General features: G+C 69.2%; 15 protein-coding genes. 11 read left to right on the plus strand and 4 right to left on the minus strand.

All coding sequences use genetic code 11. The features are described from left to right. Positions 1-122 precede the first annotated feature (122 nt). The gene (gene mshA / locus ACWDU1_RS15990) at positions 123-1,463 is read left to right on the plus strand and encodes a D-inositol-3-phosphate glycosyltransferase (protein ID WP_449999176.1); all 1,341 of its coding nucleotides are present in this window, start codon (positions 123-125) and stop codon (positions 1,461-1,463) included. Beyond that, positions 1,460-1,963 (plus strand): YbjN domain-containing protein, encoded by a 504-nt coding sequence (locus tag ACWDU1_RS15995; protein WP_449999178.1) that lies wholly within the window; start codon positions 1,460-1,462, stop codon positions 1,961-1,963. Before mshA ends, ACWDU1_RS15995 begins: the two co-directional genes overlap by 4 nt. A 44-nt stretch (positions 1,964-2,007) precedes the next feature. Here the strand turns inward: ACWDU1_RS15995 and ACWDU1_RS16000 are convergent, their stop codons facing one another. Continuing rightward, positions 2,008-2,607, minus strand: coding sequence for a dihydrofolate reductase family protein (locus ACWDU1_RS16000; RefSeq protein WP_449999179.1), 600 nt, complete (start codon positions 2,605-2,607; stop codon positions 2,008-2,010). Next, the gene (locus ACWDU1_RS16005; RefSeq protein ID WP_449999180.1) at positions 2,604-3,443 is read right to left on the minus strand and encodes a metalloregulator ArsR/SmtB family transcription factor; all 840 of its coding nucleotides are present in this window, start codon (positions 3,441-3,443) and stop codon (positions 2,604-2,606) included. The genes ACWDU1_RS16000 and ACWDU1_RS16005 overlap by 4 nt, the downstream gene beginning before the upstream one ends. 123 nt (positions 3,444-3,566) lie before the next feature. Between ACWDU1_RS16005 and ACWDU1_RS16010 the strand changes: the two genes are divergently transcribed. From ACWDU1_RS16010 to ACWDU1_RS16030, 5 genes are all read left to right on the plus strand, one after another. Further along, positions 3,567-4,490 (plus strand): ROK family protein, encoded by a 924-nt coding sequence (locus tag ACWDU1_RS16010; RefSeq protein ID WP_449999181.1) that lies wholly within the window; start codon positions 3,567-3,569, stop codon positions 4,488-4,490. Positions 4,491-4,609: 119 nt separating this feature from the next. Continuing rightward, entirely contained in the window at positions 4,610-5,356 is a 747-nt protein-coding gene (locus tag ACWDU1_RS16015; protein ID WP_449999183.1) for a phosphoglyceromutase, read from the plus strand. 242 nt (positions 5,357-5,598) lie between these two features. Further along, complete coding sequence (locus ACWDU1_RS16020; RefSeq protein ID WP_449999184.1) at positions 5,599-7,650, plus strand: CocE/NonD family hydrolase; 2,052 nt, start codon at positions 5,599-5,601, stop codon at positions 7,648-7,650. Positions 7,651-7,873: 223 nt separating this feature from the next. Beyond that, on the plus strand, positions 7,874-9,106 hold the full coding sequence (locus tag ACWDU1_RS16025; protein ID WP_449999185.1) for a sensor histidine kinase: 1,233 nt from the start codon (positions 7,874-7,876) through the stop codon (positions 9,104-9,106). Next, on the plus strand, positions 9,103-9,792 hold the full coding sequence (locus ACWDU1_RS16030; protein WP_449999186.1) for a response regulator: 690 nt from the start codon (positions 9,103-9,105) through the stop codon (positions 9,790-9,792). Before ACWDU1_RS16025 ends, ACWDU1_RS16030 begins: the two co-directional genes overlap by 4 nt. A gap of 22 nt (positions 9,793-9,814) precedes the next feature. Here ACWDU1_RS16030 and ACWDU1_RS16035 read toward each other — a convergent pair whose 3' ends face one another. Beyond that, positions 9,815-10,177: a hypothetical protein gene (locus tag ACWDU1_RS16035; protein ID WP_449999188.1), complete on the minus strand. Its 363-nt coding sequence runs from the start codon at positions 10,175-10,177 to the stop codon at positions 9,815-9,817. 12 nt (positions 10,178-10,189) lie between these two features. Beyond that, on the minus strand, positions 10,190-11,056 hold the full coding sequence (locus tag ACWDU1_RS16040) for a hypothetical protein (protein WP_449999189.1): 867 nt from the start codon (positions 11,054-11,056) through the stop codon (positions 10,190-10,192). Between the two features lie 119 nt (positions 11,057-11,175). On the opposite strand from ACWDU1_RS16040, the gene ACWDU1_RS16045 reads away from it, so the two are divergent. The 4 genes from ACWDU1_RS16045 (at position 11,176) to ACWDU1_RS16060 (ending at position 15,925) form a co-directional block, all read left to right on the plus strand. Further along, complete coding sequence (locus tag ACWDU1_RS16045) at positions 11,176-12,201, plus strand: Ppx/GppA phosphatase family protein (RefSeq protein ID WP_449999190.1); 1,026 nt, start codon at positions 11,176-11,178, stop codon at positions 12,199-12,201. Next, positions 12,198-13,910 carry a hypothetical protein gene (locus tag ACWDU1_RS16050; protein WP_449999193.1) on the plus strand — a complete coding sequence of 571 codons (1,713 nt, stop codon included), beginning with the start codon at positions 12,198-12,200 and terminating at the stop codon, positions 13,908-13,910. The genes ACWDU1_RS16045 and ACWDU1_RS16050 overlap by 4 nt, the downstream gene beginning before the upstream one ends. Before the next feature lie 11 nt (positions 13,911-13,921). Continuing rightward, on the plus strand, positions 13,922-14,848 hold the full coding sequence (locus ACWDU1_RS16055; RefSeq protein ID WP_449999195.1) for a sugar phosphate isomerase/epimerase family protein: 927 nt from the start codon (positions 13,922-13,924) through the stop codon (positions 14,846-14,848). Positions 14,849-15,022: 174 nt separating this feature from the next. Beyond that, the gene (locus tag ACWDU1_RS16060; protein WP_449999196.1) at positions 15,023-15,925 is read left to right on the plus strand and encodes a thioesterase family protein; all 903 of its coding nucleotides are present in this window, start codon (positions 15,023-15,025) and stop codon (positions 15,923-15,925) included. The last annotated feature ends 273 nt before the right edge of the window (positions 15,926-16,198 follow it).

A 16,198-nucleotide genomic window follows, 5' to 3' on the forward strand; every position in this document is an offset into this window, starting at 1 on the left:
GGGAGTGAAGAACCGGGCTCCCCGGGGCCCCACCCTCGAGCGGCGGAGCCGCTCCAGAATTACTGTGATGACTTTCACGGCGAGGGAAGGAGCCGTCGGGTCGGGGCGTTGCACCGTGCAGTATGGATATCGTGAGTCAACGCCCGGACCGCCGGCCGAACCGAATCGCCGTGCTGACGGTGCACACCTCACCACTGGCCCAGCCGGGTACGGGGGATGCGGGTGGGATGAACGTGTACGTGCTGCAGACCGCCGAACAGCTGGCGCGGCGCGGGACCGAGGTCGAGATCTTCACCCGCGCGACCTCGTCGAATCTGCCGCCTGTGCAGGAGGCCGCGCCGGGGGTGCTGGTGCGCAATGTGGTGGCCGGGCCGTTCGAGGGTTTGGACAAGCACGATCTGCCGACCCAGTTGTGCCCGTTCACGGCCGAGGTGTTGCGGCAGGAGGCCCGCCATCTTCCCGGCTATTACGACCTGATTCATTCGCACTACTGGCTGTCGGGGCAGGTGGGCTGGCTGGCGCGGGATCGCTGGCGGGTGCCGCTGGTGCATACCGCCCATACGCTGGCCGCGGTGAAGAACGCGGCTTTGGCGGAGGGCGATTCTCCGGAGCCGGCGACCAGGGAGATCGGCGAGAAGCAGGTCATCGCGGAGGCGGATCGCCTCACGGCCAATACCGCGCAGGAGGCCCGGCAGCTGATGGAGCTGTACGGCGCGCTGCCGGACCGGATCGATATCGTCCCGCCCGGTGCGGACCTCAACCGGTACCGGCCGGGCGACCGGTTGCAGGCGCGGGCCGGGCTGGGATTGGCCGCGGACGAGGAGATCGTGGCCTTCGTGGGCCGGATCCAGCCGTTGAAGGCGCCGGATGTGCTGGTGCGCGCGGTCGCGGAGGCGGTGCGGCGGCGGCCGGGGCGGCGGCTGCGGGCGTTGATAGTCGGTGGGCCGTCGGGGTCCGGGCTGGAGCGGCCGGATGCGCTGATCGAGCTGGCCGCCGAACTGGGGATCGGCGACCGGGTGACCTTCCTGCCGCCGCAACCACCGGACCGGCTGGTCGAGGTGTACCGGGCCGCGGATCTGGTGGCGGTTCCCAGTTACAACGAGTCGTTCGGGCTGGTGGCGCTGGAGGCGCAGGCCAGCGGTACGCCGGTGCTGGCGGCCGCGGTCGGCGGGCTGGGTACCGCGGTGCGGCATGAGCACAGCGGGCTGCTGGTCTCCGGTCATCGCACCCCCGACTGGGCCGGTGCGCTGGAATACCTGCTCGACGATTCTGCGCGGTTGCGGGAGATGGGCGAGCACGCGGTGGTCCATGCCGCCGGTTTCTCCTGGGCGCATACGGCGGACAAGCTGCTCGACAGCTATACCGCCGCGTTGTCCGACTACGGTCGCGGTCCGGCTATTCTCGGCGAGAGCCAGGCCAGATCGCGGGCGCTGTGGCGGCGCCGGACGGGAGTGCGCAGATGAGCGAGGTATCCGATACGGCCCGGGTGGTCGAGGAGACGCTGCGGGATCGGGAGATCGAATACACCCGGACCGGCGACGATGTGTTCGTGGCCGTGCTGCCGGGTGAGCGCAAGCTGAAGACGAACGTGATGCTCACGGTAGGTGGGCACGGGGTGCGTTTCGAATCGTTCGTCTGTCGTAAGCCCGACGAGAATTTCGAAGGCGTGTACAAGTATCTGCTGCGCCGCAACCGCCGTCTCTACGGCGTCGCGTACACCCTCGACAAAGTGGGCGATATCTACCTGGTGGGCCGGGCGGCCACCCATTCGGTGACCGCGGAGGAACTGGACCGTATCTTCGGCCAGATCCTCGAGGCGGTGGACGGTGATTTCAATACGCTGCTCGAGCTCGGCTTCGCCGAATCCATTCGCCGGGAATGGAAGTGGCGGGTGTCGCGCGGTGAATCGCTGAAGAATCTGCGCGCGTTCGAGCATCTGGTGGATTCCTCCGACACCAACTGAGCCGCGGGCCCTGCGGGCGGCTCCGCGCCGCCCGCAGGCCGGTATCAGCGAGTGCGGTCGTAGATCAGGGCGATTTCGCCCAGCTCGCCGGTTTCCTGATGCCGGAGTGTCCATTTCGAAGCGGGCAGGCCGTCGTCGAACAGGCGCTGCCCGTCGCCGGCGATCTCGGGGCAGATCATGAGATACAGCCGGTCGAGCAGATCGGCGGCGAGCAGCGCCCTGATCACGCTGACGCTGTTGTTGACGAGGATATTGCCCGATCCGGTCGCCTTCAACTCGGCGACGACCTCGGCGGCCGGGGCGTTCACTATCCGCGCGCGTTCCCACGGCGCTTCGGCCAGAGTGCGTGACAGCACCACCTTTTCAGCGTCGACCAGCCATTTCGCATAGCCGCGGTCGCGTGGATCGGCATTCTCGTCCTGTGCGACGGTCGGCCAGAAACCCAGAAAGCCTTCGGCGTTGACCCGGCCGAGTACCGCGGTGGTCGCGCCTTCCCATATCCGGGTGAGATGATCGCGCGCCACGTCGGTCACCGCGTAGGGGACGATGGCGCCCAGATCGGTGGGGCCACCGGGGCCGCTGTAGCGCCCATCGAGGGTGAGACTGATATTGGCTCGTACCGTCCGTCCGGTCGTGTCCGTCATGATTGTGCTCCTGCTTCATCGGTGTGGGGTGGGGTGCGGTCGGTGCTGCCGATCGCGGTGGCGAGGTTGTCGAGTACCTGGGCCCAGCCGGTTTCGATACCGGCGATATAGGGGGCGGCCTCGACGGTGGTCTCGGTGATGGCGAGGGTGAGGCGTAATCGCGTGCCCGCCGGGGCCGTGGTGAGGGTGAGGTCGTAGTGGCCGGTGAAGGTGGTCGCGCCGGTGGCGTCGGATAGGGATAGGTCGAAGACGAGCCGGTCGGGAGCCGTCGCCTCCTCGACCCGGCCCGCCGAGCGGTACCGGACGCCCTCGGCATCGCGATACTCGAGGACCACCGGCCCGCCGGGGCGGAGGGTGAACCCGCATTCGATCACCGTCATCGGCGCCGGAGCCCACCACGACGCGAGCAGATCGGCGTCGGCCCAGAACCGCCAGACCGTCGCCGGCGGGGCGGGGAGTTCGCGTTCGAACACGAAGGTGCGGCCGTCCGCCCAGTGTCGCCGGTCCGCGGCGGTGGTTTCGCGCTCGATGGCGGCTCTGTAGCGCGCGACGGCGTCCCGGTCGCCGGCGTGGGCCTCGATACCGGCGATCAGCTCGTCCAGCCCGGCCCGGAGGTCGCGCAGCGGCGGTGCCTCCAGCGCGTAGACCCGGCGCTGCCCCAGTGGAAATACCGTGACCAGGCCCGCGCGCGCCAGGGTCTGGAGATGTTTGGTGGTCTGTGGTTGCCGCAGACCTGTCAGCTCGGCCAGTTCCCCGACCGAGCGCGGGCGCTCGGCGAGCAGTTCGACGAGACGCCAGCGCGCGCTGTCCGCGAGGGCCGCGGCTATCCGATCCATGACCAAAGTATTCATCAAAGTGAATATTCAAGTCAAGGAATATTTTGATCCGGCTCGGGCGGGCATCCGGGACCAGCGGAGTGGGCGACAATCGGAGCGGCGAAGTGACCCTTGGAGGAGTCGATGGCGGTTCTGGCGCTGGATATCGGGGCGACGAAGTTCGCCGCCGGCCTCGTCGATCCGGCGGGCCGGGTGTACGCGGTGCGCCGGGCGGCGGTTCCGGCGGCCGAGGTCTGGCCGGAGTGCCGCCGGCTGTTGCGCGCGGTCGCCGCCGGGGCGGCGGTGCGCGCGGTCGGGATCGGATCGGCGGGCCCGGTGGACGCACCCGCGGGGGTGGCGGGTCCGCTCAATATCCCGGAGTGGCGTGCCGGGTTCCCGATCGTGGCGGCCGTCGAAGAGCTTTTCCCCACCGCGACCGTGCGTTTCGCGATCGACGGCGCGTGCCTCGCGCTCGCGGAACAACATTCGGGGGCGCTGCGGGGTGTGCGCAACGGATTGGCGATGACGGTCTCGTCGGGTATCGGCGGCGGGATCCTGGTGGACGGGCGAGTAGCGCTGGGTCGCACCGGCAATGCCGGGCATATCGGCCATATCGTGGTCCCGGGTCAGGATGTGCCCTGTGCCTGCGGCGGGGTGGGATGCGTGGAAGCGGTGGCGAGCGGGATGTCCTCCGCGCGCTGGGCCCGGGAGCAGGGCTGGGACGGGGAAACCGGTGCCGAGCTCGCGGTGGCGGCCCGCGCGGGCGATCCGATCGCGACGGCGGCGCTGGCCCGCGCCGGCACCGCGCTCGGCCGGGCGATCTGTTCGGCGGCGGCACTGCTGGATGTGGACCTCGTGGTCGTCGGTGGTGGCTTCGCCCATTCGGGTGCCCTGCTCTGGCGGCCGTTGCGCGAATCGGTGCGACGGCATGCCGGGCTGACCTTTCTCCGCGGCCTCCGGGTCGTACCGTCCAGGATCGACGACGGGGCCACGCTCGTGGGCGCCGCCGTACTCGCTCGCTCGCCGCTCGATCCGTTCGTTGTCGCGGAGCCATCCGGACCGCCCTAGGGGTCCGCCCGGCCGCCGCCCGCGACCCGCGCTCCCGACCGCGGCCGGTCCCGGTGGCGTCGATCCCGAGGTCGGGCGGGCCCGGGCACGCGAAAGATGCGCGGCCGGGCCATGGCAGGATGACCGGCATGACCTACACCCTCGTTTTGCTGCGCCACGGCGAGAGCGAATGGAACGCCCTGAACCTGTTCACCGGCTGGGTGGACGTGCATCTCACCGACAAGGGCGTCGCCGAGGGGAAGCGGGCGGGCGAACTGCTGGCCGAGCACGGCATCCTGCCCGATGTCGTCTACACGTCGCTGCTGCGCCGCGCCATCATGACGGCGAATATCGCGCTGGACGCCGCCGACCGGCACTGGATCCCGGTGATCCGGGACTGGCGGCTCAACGAGCGGCACTACGGGGCCCTGCAGGGTAAGAACAAGGCCCAGATCCGCGACGAGTACGGCGAGGACCAGTTCATGCTGTGGCGGCGCAGCTACGACACCCCGCCGCCGCAGATCGACCCGGCCGACGAGTACAGCCAGGAAGGCGATCCGCGCTACGCGGAAGTCGAGGTCCCGCGTACGGAATGCCTGCTCGATGTGGTGAACCGGATGGTGCCCTACTGGGAATCGACCATTTCGCGGGAATTGCTGACCGGAAAGACCGTTCTGGTGGCGGCGCACGGTAATTCGCTGCGCGCACTGGTCAAACATCTGGACGGAATTTCCGACGACGATATCGCCGGATTGAATATCCCCACCGGGATTCCGCTGCGCTACGAACTCGACGACGATCTGCGCCCGGTGCGCCCGCGGGAGTACCTGGATCCGGAGGCGGCCGCCGCGGGCGCGGCCGCGGTCGCCAATCAGGGCGGCCGGTAAACCGGTCTTTCCGTGCCGCGACCCCCCGCGGGTCGCGGCACCGCCGGTCCTGGGCGTCGGCGATCGCGCCCTGTTTCCGTTGTGACCCGGCACGAAACGCGCGGCTCCGATTCGTGGTGAATTACCTGGATCCGGCGTTGAATTGGGACTGCCGCGACCAGGCGGCCAATTCGTCGTTACTCGTTGGTAACGCTGTGTATGCTCTCGAACGTCCGACCAGTCCGAGAGATGGATCACGGTTGATGAGAATCATGCTCCGAGCCACAGTGGCATTGGCCGCCGCCGTGCTGCTGGCGCCGATGCTGGGTAGTAGTGCGGTCGCGGCGCCGGTGGCCACCGGTCCGGACGGCGGAGCGGCCGGTGCGCAGTGGGCGGCCACCCACGACGGGCCCCAGCAGTATCCGAACATCCACATCTCCTGGGATGTGCCGATCACTATGAGCGACGGCACGGTACTGAAGGCCAATGTCTACCGGCCGGCCGATACCGCCTCCCGGCCCATCGACACCCGCACTCCGGTGCTGGTCAATATGACCCCCTACACGAAACTGGCCTCGAACCTGGTCGACCATATGGGTTCGGTGCCCGGTGTCTCCGCCGCCGTCGACCAGCTCGCCCGCGATATCGATATGACCGGGACCCCGCTGTCGGGCCTGACCGATCTCACCAAGGCACTCGGTGGCGGCGCGATGCGTAATTTCGCCGTGGACCGGCAGCTGGTGAAGAGCGGCTACGTGCAAATCGTCGTGGATGTCCGGGGCACCGGGTTCTCCCAGGGTGTCTGGGATATGTTGCGGCAGCGCGAACAGCAGGACACCGTCGAGGTGATCGACTGGGCGTCGCGGCAGTCGTGGTCCGACGGTCAGGTCGGGATGACCGGCATGTCGTATTCCGGTATCAACCAGCTGCAGGCGGCCGAACAGCATCCGCCCGCGCTGAAGGCGCTGTTCCCGGTGGTGCCCGGCAGCGATCTGACCCAGGACGTGCTCATGCCCGGGGGCGGGTTCGGGTTCAACTTCATCCCGCTGTGGATGTCGCTGATCAACCTGACCAAATGGATGCCGGATGTGCAGTCGATGGTCACCGGGACCTTCGACCAGCAGTGGCTGCACGACCGGCTGTCCTCGCCGTTCACCTACCTCGACGTGTTCCTCGATGCCTACACCACGCCGCGGGTGGAGGATCTGGATCCGCGGTTGCAGGCGATGATCCGCGCGGACAGCCCCGACCGGCAGGCCTGGCTGGGAGACCCGGCCCGGGTGCAGGTGCCGACCTTCGTCACCGGTGGCTGGCACGATCTGTTCACCTATTCGGAGTCGCAGATCTACAACCAGATCCCCTTGCCGGCCGGGCAGAAACAGCTGCTCATGGGCGATACCTATCACATCAACTCGGGTAGTGAATCGGGTAAGCCGGGGCTGCCGCCGCGCCTGGACGTGCTGCAGCGCGCGTGGTTCGACAAATGGCTGAAGGGGATCGACAACGGGATCGACGGGTACGGCCCGGTCACGCTGCGGCAGCAGGGCGGCGGCTGGGTGACCCGGGACGGGTTCGGCGAGAGCGCCCCCGCCGATCAGGCCGCCGAGTACCGGCGGATGTATCTGTCCGCCGCGCCCAGCGGGACGGGCGGGCACAGCGTGCACGACGGGTCGCTGGGAACGACCGCCGACAGTTCCGCGCGGTTGACGGTGGCCCCCGGGCTGACCGGTCTCTGCTCCAATGACGCGGGCCAGGCCACCGCCGGGATCATCGCGATCGTCAACGCCTGCGGCGCGGATTCCCGGATCCAGGAATCCAACGGTCTCACCTTCACCAGCGCTCCGGTCGCCACGGCGGTCGACGTCTCCGGCCCGATCGCCGTCCACCTGCAGACCGTGCAGGACGCGGCCGACGGCTACTGGTCGGTGACCGTCAACGATGTGGCGCCCGACGGGCAGTCGCGGGTGCTGTCGTCGGGACAGTTGATGGCCTCGCTGCGGGCGATCGACGATTCGCTCAGCAGCCGATCCGCCAACGGCGACTACACCGATCCGCGCCCGTACACCTCGATCGACAGCCGCGAGCTCACCGTGCCCGGCGAGGTGACCACCCTGGATATCGCGGTCCCCGCCATCGAGGCGCGGCTGGAGCCGGGGCACCGGCTGCGGGTGGACGTCTACGCGGGCAACCCGCCCAAGGGTGTGCCGCCGCTGCCGATGCTCATCGACACCGGACTGAAACCACAGCATGTGCAGCTCGACCCGAACCGGCCGAGTTTCGTCAACCTGCCGGTGCGCGGTGATCCCGGATGGTGACGCCGCCCGGGTAGCCGCTCGCGCCACGAACCCCGTTGTGTCCCAGACACAACGGGGTTCTGCGGTTGCCGGGGTGGTGAACACGCCCGGGCCGCGGCCGGAACGTTCGGGTGCCGAACAATGAGTAAACGCCCGGAGAACGCCGCAATAATCGCCCGTGACCTGCGTGAAACTTCACCGACCCCGGGTTTGTTTACCTGTAGTCGACCGTACGATTCTTGATGTGAGCGTTCCCCAGGCCGTTTTGCTGGCAGTCCTGGCGGCTGTCGTCGGACTGGCCGTCGGTGGACTTCTGATCCCATACGTGAACGCGCGGACGGCTCAGCGGCGGCAGGCCGACTCCGGCCTCACCATGTCACAGGTCCTGGACTTGATCGTGCTGGCCTCCGAAAGCGGTATCGCGGTGGTGGACGAATACCGCGATGTGGTGCTGGTGAACCCACGGGCCGAGGAGCTGGGCCTGGTCCGCGACCGGCTGCTCGACGAACGGGCCTGGGCCGCGGTGGAGAAGGTGCTGGCCAGCGGCGAATCATCGGAATTCGATCTCACCGCCGACAAGCCCACGCCGGGCCGGGGCCGTATCGCGGTCCGCGGGCTGGCGCGGCCGCTGTCGCCGGAGGAGACCAATTTCACGGTGCTGTTCGCCGACGACGATTCCGAACAGGCGCGGATGGAGGCGACGCGTCGCGATTTCGTCGCCAATGTCAGCCACGAGCTCAAGACGCCGGTCGGGGCGATGAGCCTGCTGGCCGAGGCGCTGCTGGAAACCGCCGACGATCCGGAGGCGGTCCGGCATTTCGGCCAGCGGGTGCTCGCCGAGTCCAGCCGGCTCGGGAAGATGGTCACCGAGCTGATCGCGCTGTCGCGGCTGCAGGGCGCGGAGAAACTCCCCGAACTCGAGGTCGTGGACGTGGACACGGTCGTCAATCAGGCCGTGGACCGGTCCCGGACCGCCGCCGAGGCCGCCGGGATCACCGTGAGCACCGACCGGCCCAGCGGGCTCGAAGTGCTCGGCGACGAAACGCTGCTGATCACCGCGTTGTCCAATCTGGTCGAGAACGCCATCGCCTACTCGCCCCGGGGCTCCCATGTGTCGGTGAGCCGGTCGGTACGCGGCACCTACGTGGCGATGGCGGTCACCGACCGGGGGATCGGTATCGCCAAGGACGATCAGGAACGCGTATTCGAACGGTTCTTCCGCTCCGACAAGGCGCGCTCCCGCGCCACCGGCGGTACCGGACTGGGACTGGCTATCGTCAAGCATGTGGCCGCCAACCACAACGGTGAGATCACGCTGTGGAGCAAACTCGGCACCGGCTCGACATTCACCCTGCGCATACCCGCGCATCAGGAGGCCGACGGCAGTAATGCCGATCCGCCCGTGCTGACTAAAAGAGAAACCAGCCCGCGCCCCTCCGGGCCGGGCCGAACGAATGGTGTGGAGGCACGCAGATGACGAGTGTGTTGATCGTCGAGGATGAGGAGTCGCTGGCCGATCCGCTCGCCTTCCTGCTGCGCAAGGAGGGTTTCGAGGTCACGGTGGTGGGCGACGGGCCGTCCGCGCTCGCGGAGTTCGACCGGTCCGGCGCCGATATCGTGCTGCTCGACCTGATGCTGCCCGGTATGAGCGGCACCGATGTCTGCAAACAGCTGCGCACCCGCAGCGGTGTCCCGGTGATCATGGTCACCGCTCGCGACAGCGAGATCGACAAGGTGGTCGGCCTGGAACTGGGCGCCGACGACTACGTCACCAAGCCGTACTCGGCGCGCGAACTCATCGCCCGGATCCGGGCGGTGCTGCGCCGCGGCGCCGGTGACGAGCTGGACTCCGGCAGCGAGAACGGTGTGCTGGAGGCCGGCCCGGTGCGGATGGACGTGGACCGGCACACGGTCCTGGTCAACGGTAAACCGGTGACACTGCCGCTCAAGGAGTTCGACCTGCTCGAATACCTGCTGCGGAACTCGGGCCGGGTGCTCACCCGTGGCCAGCTGATCGACCGGGTCTGGGGCGCCGACTACGTGGGCGATACCAAGACCCTCGATGTGCATGTGAAGCGGCTGCGGTCGAAGATCGAGTCCGATCCGGCCCGCCCGGAACACCTGGTCACCGTCCGGGGCCTGGGATACAAACTGGAGGCCTGAGCCGCCGCGGGCGGGGCCGGGGTCAGGGGAAGTAGATCCAGACCTCGCCGACGAGGGTGTCGGTGCGGTGCAGCGGCGCCCACCCGAGGCCGAGACCGTCCTCCTGAGCGCAGTCGTAGAGCGGTATCGACGCGCCGTCACCGCGGCAGACGATACTGCGGCGGGCGCCGTAGGGGCTGAGGACCAGCTTCTTACCCGTTTCCGCGGCAGCCTGCGCGTCCGGATGTCCGAGTGGGACGAACTCGGCGGTGCGGTCGGAGTACTGGTGCGGGTCGCCGGGCGGGCGAGCGGCGGCGGCCGCACTCGTCACGGCACCGGCGGCGCCGAGAGCGAACAGGGCCGCCGCGAAACCGGCCGGCCATTTCATCCAGGGGCTCCGCAGCATGCTCCGCTCCTGTTATCGCAGCTCGAGTCCCAGAATTCTATCCGGTAGCGGCGGGTTTTCCTGCTGGCGCGCCCGGGCCGAACGCCGGGCGCGGGTTGTCGCGGGATGTTCCGCGACCTGCGGCATGCCCTCACGGCGCCGCAATTGCCGTTCGAGTTCGCGGTAGGCGGGCTTGCCCAGCAGCTCGATCAGCTCGGCGCGGTAGGCCTGCCAGACCGGGCGCTCGCCGATATGGGCGTCCGGAGAGCCCGAGCAATACCAGTCCAGATCCACCCCGCCCGGACCCCAGCCGCGGCGGTCGTATTCGGTGATCACGGTCCGCAGGATCTGCACGCCGTCGGGCCTGGTCACCCAATCCTGGGTGCGGCGGATCGGCAGCTGCCAGCACACGTCGGGTTTGACGGTATGCGGTTCCACGCCCCGGTGCGCGGCCATGATGTGCAGCGCGCATCCGGCGCCCCCGGGGAAATCCGGCCGGTTCAGGAATATGCACGCACCGTCGACCCGGCGGGTGCGCTCGGCGGCCTCCCCGCCGAGTTCGTCGGTCTCCAGATACGTCTTCCGGGTGATCTTGCCGTTTTCGTCGCGGGCCTCTCCCATCAGCTGCCACTCCTGGGGCGTGAGCAGCTTGACCGCTTTACGCAGACGTTTGCGGTCGTCGTCGTCGGAGAGGAAGGCGCCGTGGGTGCAGCACCCGGAATCGGGCTGGTCGGCCAGGATTCCCTGACAGGCGGGCGTCCCGAAAACGCAGGTCCAATGCGACATCAGCCAGGTGAGATCCGCCGCGATCAGATGTTCGTCGTCGGCTGGGTCCACGAACTCGAGCCACTCGCGGGGGAAGTCGAGTGGTACTTCCCGGCTCGCCCGCATCTTCGGCATCGGAAGATCGGTCGGAGCGGGGACGGAGTCGTTCGCGGCTGCGCCTGACGTCACAACCCTCAACGCTAACACCACAACCGGGTCGCTCGGCGTTCAGGTTCACCAAGTAACGTGTCCGTGTGCGTCTAGGTGTCCTCGATGTCGGAAGCAACACCGTCCACCTGCTGGTGGTGGACGCGCATCGGGGTGGCCATCCCATGCCGATGAGCTCGACGAAGGAGTCGTTACGACTCTCCGAGAGCATGGACGACGCCGGGCGGATCACCCCCGAGGGCGAACAGAAACTGGTGGATACGGTGGCCGATTTCGCCGGCCTGGCCGCCACCTCCGGGTGTGCCGAGCTCATGGCGTTCGCGACCTCGGCGGTCCGCGAGGCCACCAACTCCGATGCGGTACTGGAACGGGTACGCGCCGAGACGGGCGTGGACCTGCGGGTACTGGCCGGCGCGGACGAGGCCCGGCTCACCTTCCTCGCCGTGCGCCGCTGGTACGGCTGGAGCGCGGGCCGGATCATCAACCTCGATATCGGCGGCGGTTCGCTCGAGGTGAGCAGCGGCGTGGACGAGGAACCCGATGTCGCGCTCTCGCTGCAACTGGGCGCCGGCCGGCTCACCCGGAAATGGTTACCGGAGGATCCGCCGAGCAAGCGGCGTATCGCCCTGCTGCGCGACTGGCTCACCGCCGAACTCGTCGACCCCGCGAAACAACTGGGTGAGGCCGGTAGGCCCGATCTGGCCGTGGGCACCTCCAAAACCTTCCGGTCGCTGGCCCGGCTGACCGGAGCGGCGCCGTCCGGCGCCGGGCCGCGGGTGCGCCGGACGCTGACCGGATCGGGGCTGCGGCAGCTGATCGCCTTCATCTCCCGGATGACCGCCGCCGATCGCGCCGAACTCGAAGGGGTCAGCGCCGACAGGTCCCAGCAGTTGGTCGCCGGGGCACTGGTCGCGGAGGCGGCGATGCGCGCGCTTTCCCTCGATACGCTGGAAATTTGTCCATGGGCGCTGCGCGAAGGACTGATTCTGCGCAAACTGGATACCGATATGGATGGTGGACCTCTGACAACGAACGCTCCGGCGACCGCGTCCGGTAACGGTGTCGCGTCCGGCAGCGCGTCGGCGGGACCGATCGAAACGGTGCCTTCATGAGCAGGAATACGAATCAGCTGTCGGTGGCCGAACTACTCGCCCGCAACGGCCAGCAACCGGCCACCGGCGGCGGTCGCAGAAGGCGCGGCGGGCGAGGTGTCCCGGTCGAGGAGCTGAGCGGTGACCTGCCGGTAGTCGAGAACGGCGCGTCGGCGCACGCGGCGCCGGATACCGACGATGCGCCCGCGGGGTACGACGCGGGCGGGCCCGGCGGATACGCGCCGGACGGATATGCGGGCGAACAGGTCTCGTATCCGGTCCCGGACGCGAACTACTCGCCGATGTCCGGCCCGATCAGCGTGTACAACCCCCTCGCGCCGTACGGCGATCCGGGGGCCGGGGACGCGCCCGCCCGGCTGGGCGATCCGTCCGGGGGATCCTGGCCGGAGCCGGCACCCGCACCGGAGGCCGAGGACACCCGCCCGGCCGGCCGGCGTCGGCGGCGGGCCGAACCCGACGAGGAATCCGACGGTGATGGGGCGAATCGCTCCTGGGAGACCGGACCGCCCGCTGCGGGCGGCGGCCGGGCCGCCCGCAGGCGCGCCGCCGAAGCGGCCGAGGCCGCGGCCGCGGCGGAGGCCGTCGCGGAAGCGGCCCGGCAGGCTGCTCCCGAGGCGCCCGCCGAGTACGGCAGGCCCGATTTCGGAGGATTCGCGCCGGATTTCGCGGCCCCCGACTTCGGTTCGCCCGCCGCGGCGCCGGATTTCGGCCGCCCGGACGCGGGGCCGTCCTGGCCGGACCGGACACCCGGTTTCGAGGCGGGCCCGCCCCGGCTGGGTCCGCCCGGTATGGCGCCCACCGAGACGTGGCAGCCGCCGGATCCCGGCCCGGTACCGGAGAACCGTCCCGAACTGCAGCGCCGCCGCCGCGGTGCCAACGCGGTCCCCGAACCGGCGCCGTGGCCCGAGGATCAGCGACGGCCCGAAGACGCGGCGGCCGAACAGGCGACGGTGATGTGGCCGGCCGCCGAACCGGCGCAGCGGCCCCAGTTCGGCCCACCCCCGGTGGAAGAGTCCTGGCATCGGCCCGGTTTCGGTCCCGGTGGCCACGAGGGCCATCCCGCACCGCCCGCTCCCGGCTATCCCGAGCCGGACGGGCCGGGTGATTTCGCGGCCGGCTTCGATTCCGGCAGCTATGCCACCGATATGTTCGCCACCGATGTGCACGGCCCGATGCCGCCGGTTCCCGGGCCCATGCCGCGCGACCTGGGCCCCGAAACCGGTGATTTCGAGTCGGATTTCGCATCGGAGCCCGATCTCTACGATGAGCGGGAGGAGTCCGAGGAGTCCGGCGAGTCCGCATCCCGGCTGGGGCGCGGCCGCGCGGCGCTGACCGGCCGGCTCGGCGCCGCCTCCGGGAAATTCACGGGGACGAGGAAGTTCGCGGAGGCCCGCGAACGGCTCACCGGCCGCGACCGCGCCGAGAACGGCGACGGGGCTCCCGTCGACCCCCGTAAACAGTGGATCATGCTCGGCGTCCAGAGTGTCGGTGCGGCACTGGTGGGGATGGTGTTGTTCAAGGGTTTCGAACAACTCTGGGAGATGCAGCCGCTCGCGGCGCTGGCTCTCGCCGTGGTCGTGATCCTCGGGCTCGTCGCACTGGTGCGGATCCTGCGCCGGACCGACGATATGTTCAGTACCGTGATCGCCGTGGTCGTCGGCGTGTTCGTCACGCTGGGGCCGTTGGCATTTCTACTCAGTACCGGCTGAGCGAGGCAGTGATGACAGGCAGATCTCCCGCGGATGAGTCGCGGGACGGTGGCCGGGCGCACGGAGTCAAGGTGGGACTGTCCACCGCGTCGGTCTACCCGCAGAACACCGAAGCGGCGTTCCGGTACGCGGCCGAACTCGGCTACGACGGTGTGGAGTTGATGGTGTGGGCCGAACCGGCCAGCCAGAGCATCGCCACGGTGCGCGGCTACGCGCGTAAGTACGCGGTGCCGGTGCTGGCGGTGCATGCGCCGTGTCTGCTGATCTCCCAGCGCGTCTGGGGCGCCGATCCGGTGGCCAAACTGGAGCGCAGTGTGCGGACGGCGGAGGCGCTCGGCGCCGACACCGTGGTGGTGCATCCGCCGTTCCGGTGGCAGCGGCGCTATGCCGAAGGTTTCGCCGAACAGGTGCGGACGCTGGAACAGGACGGCGCGGTCGCGGTCGCGGTGGAGAACATGTTCCCGATGCGGGCCGACCGGATGTTCAAACGCCGTGCCGGGGATATCCGGCGGCTGGAACGCCGTGGCGGTCCCGGCCTTTCACTTACCGCGTTCAGCCCCACCTACGATCCGACCGATACCGGCTTCCGCCACTACACCCTCGATCTGTCGCATACCGCGACCGCCGGTACCGACGCGCTGGCGCTGGCGGAGCGCATGGGGCCGGGCCTGGTGCATCTGCATCTGGCCGACGGACGCGGCGCGGCGCACGACGAGCACCTGATCCCGGGTGAGGGCACACAGCCCTGTGCCCAGGTATGCGAGACGCTGGTCCGAACCGGTTTCGCCGGGCACGCCGTGGCCGAGATCAACACCCAGGAGGCCCGCACCACCGCGGCCCGGTCGGCGATGCTCGAAAAAACCCTCACCTTCGCCCGCACCCATCTGAACCCCGCGGTCACCTCCCCGCCCGATCACAGCCCGATCGAGTCCCGGTGATCGTCCACGGATCGCGGGCCGCGGGCACCTACAGTGACACACGGGTGCCCGTGGCCCCGCGTCCGTACCGCGGTGAGTAGCACCCGAATGAGCCGTTGAGGCGCCTGTGTACCAATATGGACCGGCAGTATCGAAGCGCGGTGACGGACACGGGGCCGAGGAAGAGGAGTATCGATGACGACGGAGACGGAGCTCAGCGCCGATATCGACACGGTGCACCCCGACGCGCCGTTCAGCCGGGTATGCGCCCTGACCGAACTCGCCGCCGACGAACCGGGCGCCGGACGCTACCGCGGCGTCATCGACAACATCTGGACCATCGGACCCAAGGTGCACGGCGGAACCATGGTCGCCGGCTCGGCCGCCGCCGCCACCCGCTGGCTGCGGACCGTGGAACCCGACCGCGCCGGAATGGCCCCGCTGTCGGGCAGCACCGACTTCCTGGGCGCCCCGGAACCCGGTGAGGTCTTCTACGAGGTGACCATACGCAAGGTCGGCCGCCAGATCTGCCTGGTCGACGTGATGCTGATCCAGCGAGGCCGCCCGCTGGTGCGCACCGCGTTCACCTTCGGTCACCTCGACGGTCCGGACCGGCCCCCGCTCCATTCGCCCGAACACACCGATCTCCCGATCCAGCCACCCGCCGACGCCATCGGCTACGAACCCGGCTCCTCGATGGGCCGCATCGTGCACGTCGCGCGCGGCATGGACGCGTTCCTGGACCGGGGATGGGCCCGATTCGTCGACGGCGAACACGCCGAACCCCGGCTGCGCATGTGGCTGCGCCCGCGCCCCGCCGATCAGGCCGACCCCGAGATCGCGTCCTACGTCGCGATGATGGCCGCCGATATGTGCCCGCCCGTCCCGACCAACCTCGGCTATTTCGGCTGGTCCCCGACAGTCCAGATGACCACCTACCTCCGCCGCCGCCCCGCCCCCGGCTGGCTGCGCATCATCGCCACCACCCACGAGGTCGGCGGCGGAATGTTCGATTCGGACCAGATCGTGGTCGACTCCACCGGGGCACTGGTGGCGCAGAGCCGGCAGTTGGCGCTGCTGCCGTCGCCCAAGAGGTAGGCCGGGGGGCTTTGCTTGCGAAGGTGAGTGGGGCTTTGCTCACCAGGGTGGGAAGGTGAGTTTGCTCATGAAGGTGGGAAGGTGAGCTTGCTCGTGAAGGTGGGTGGGAGGCTTTGCCCGTCAAGGGTGAGTAGGTGACCCCGCCCGCCAAGGCGAGAAGGTGACCCTGCTCGCCAAGGTGGGGAGGTGACCTTTCTCGTCAAGGTTCTGTGTTTATTGGCGCGGCTTCGCCGCGCGGGGTTCGGCCCCTCAAGCGTCTGCTGTCAGCGCTCG

This window comes from Nocardia sp. NPDC003345, assembly GCF_053589395.1.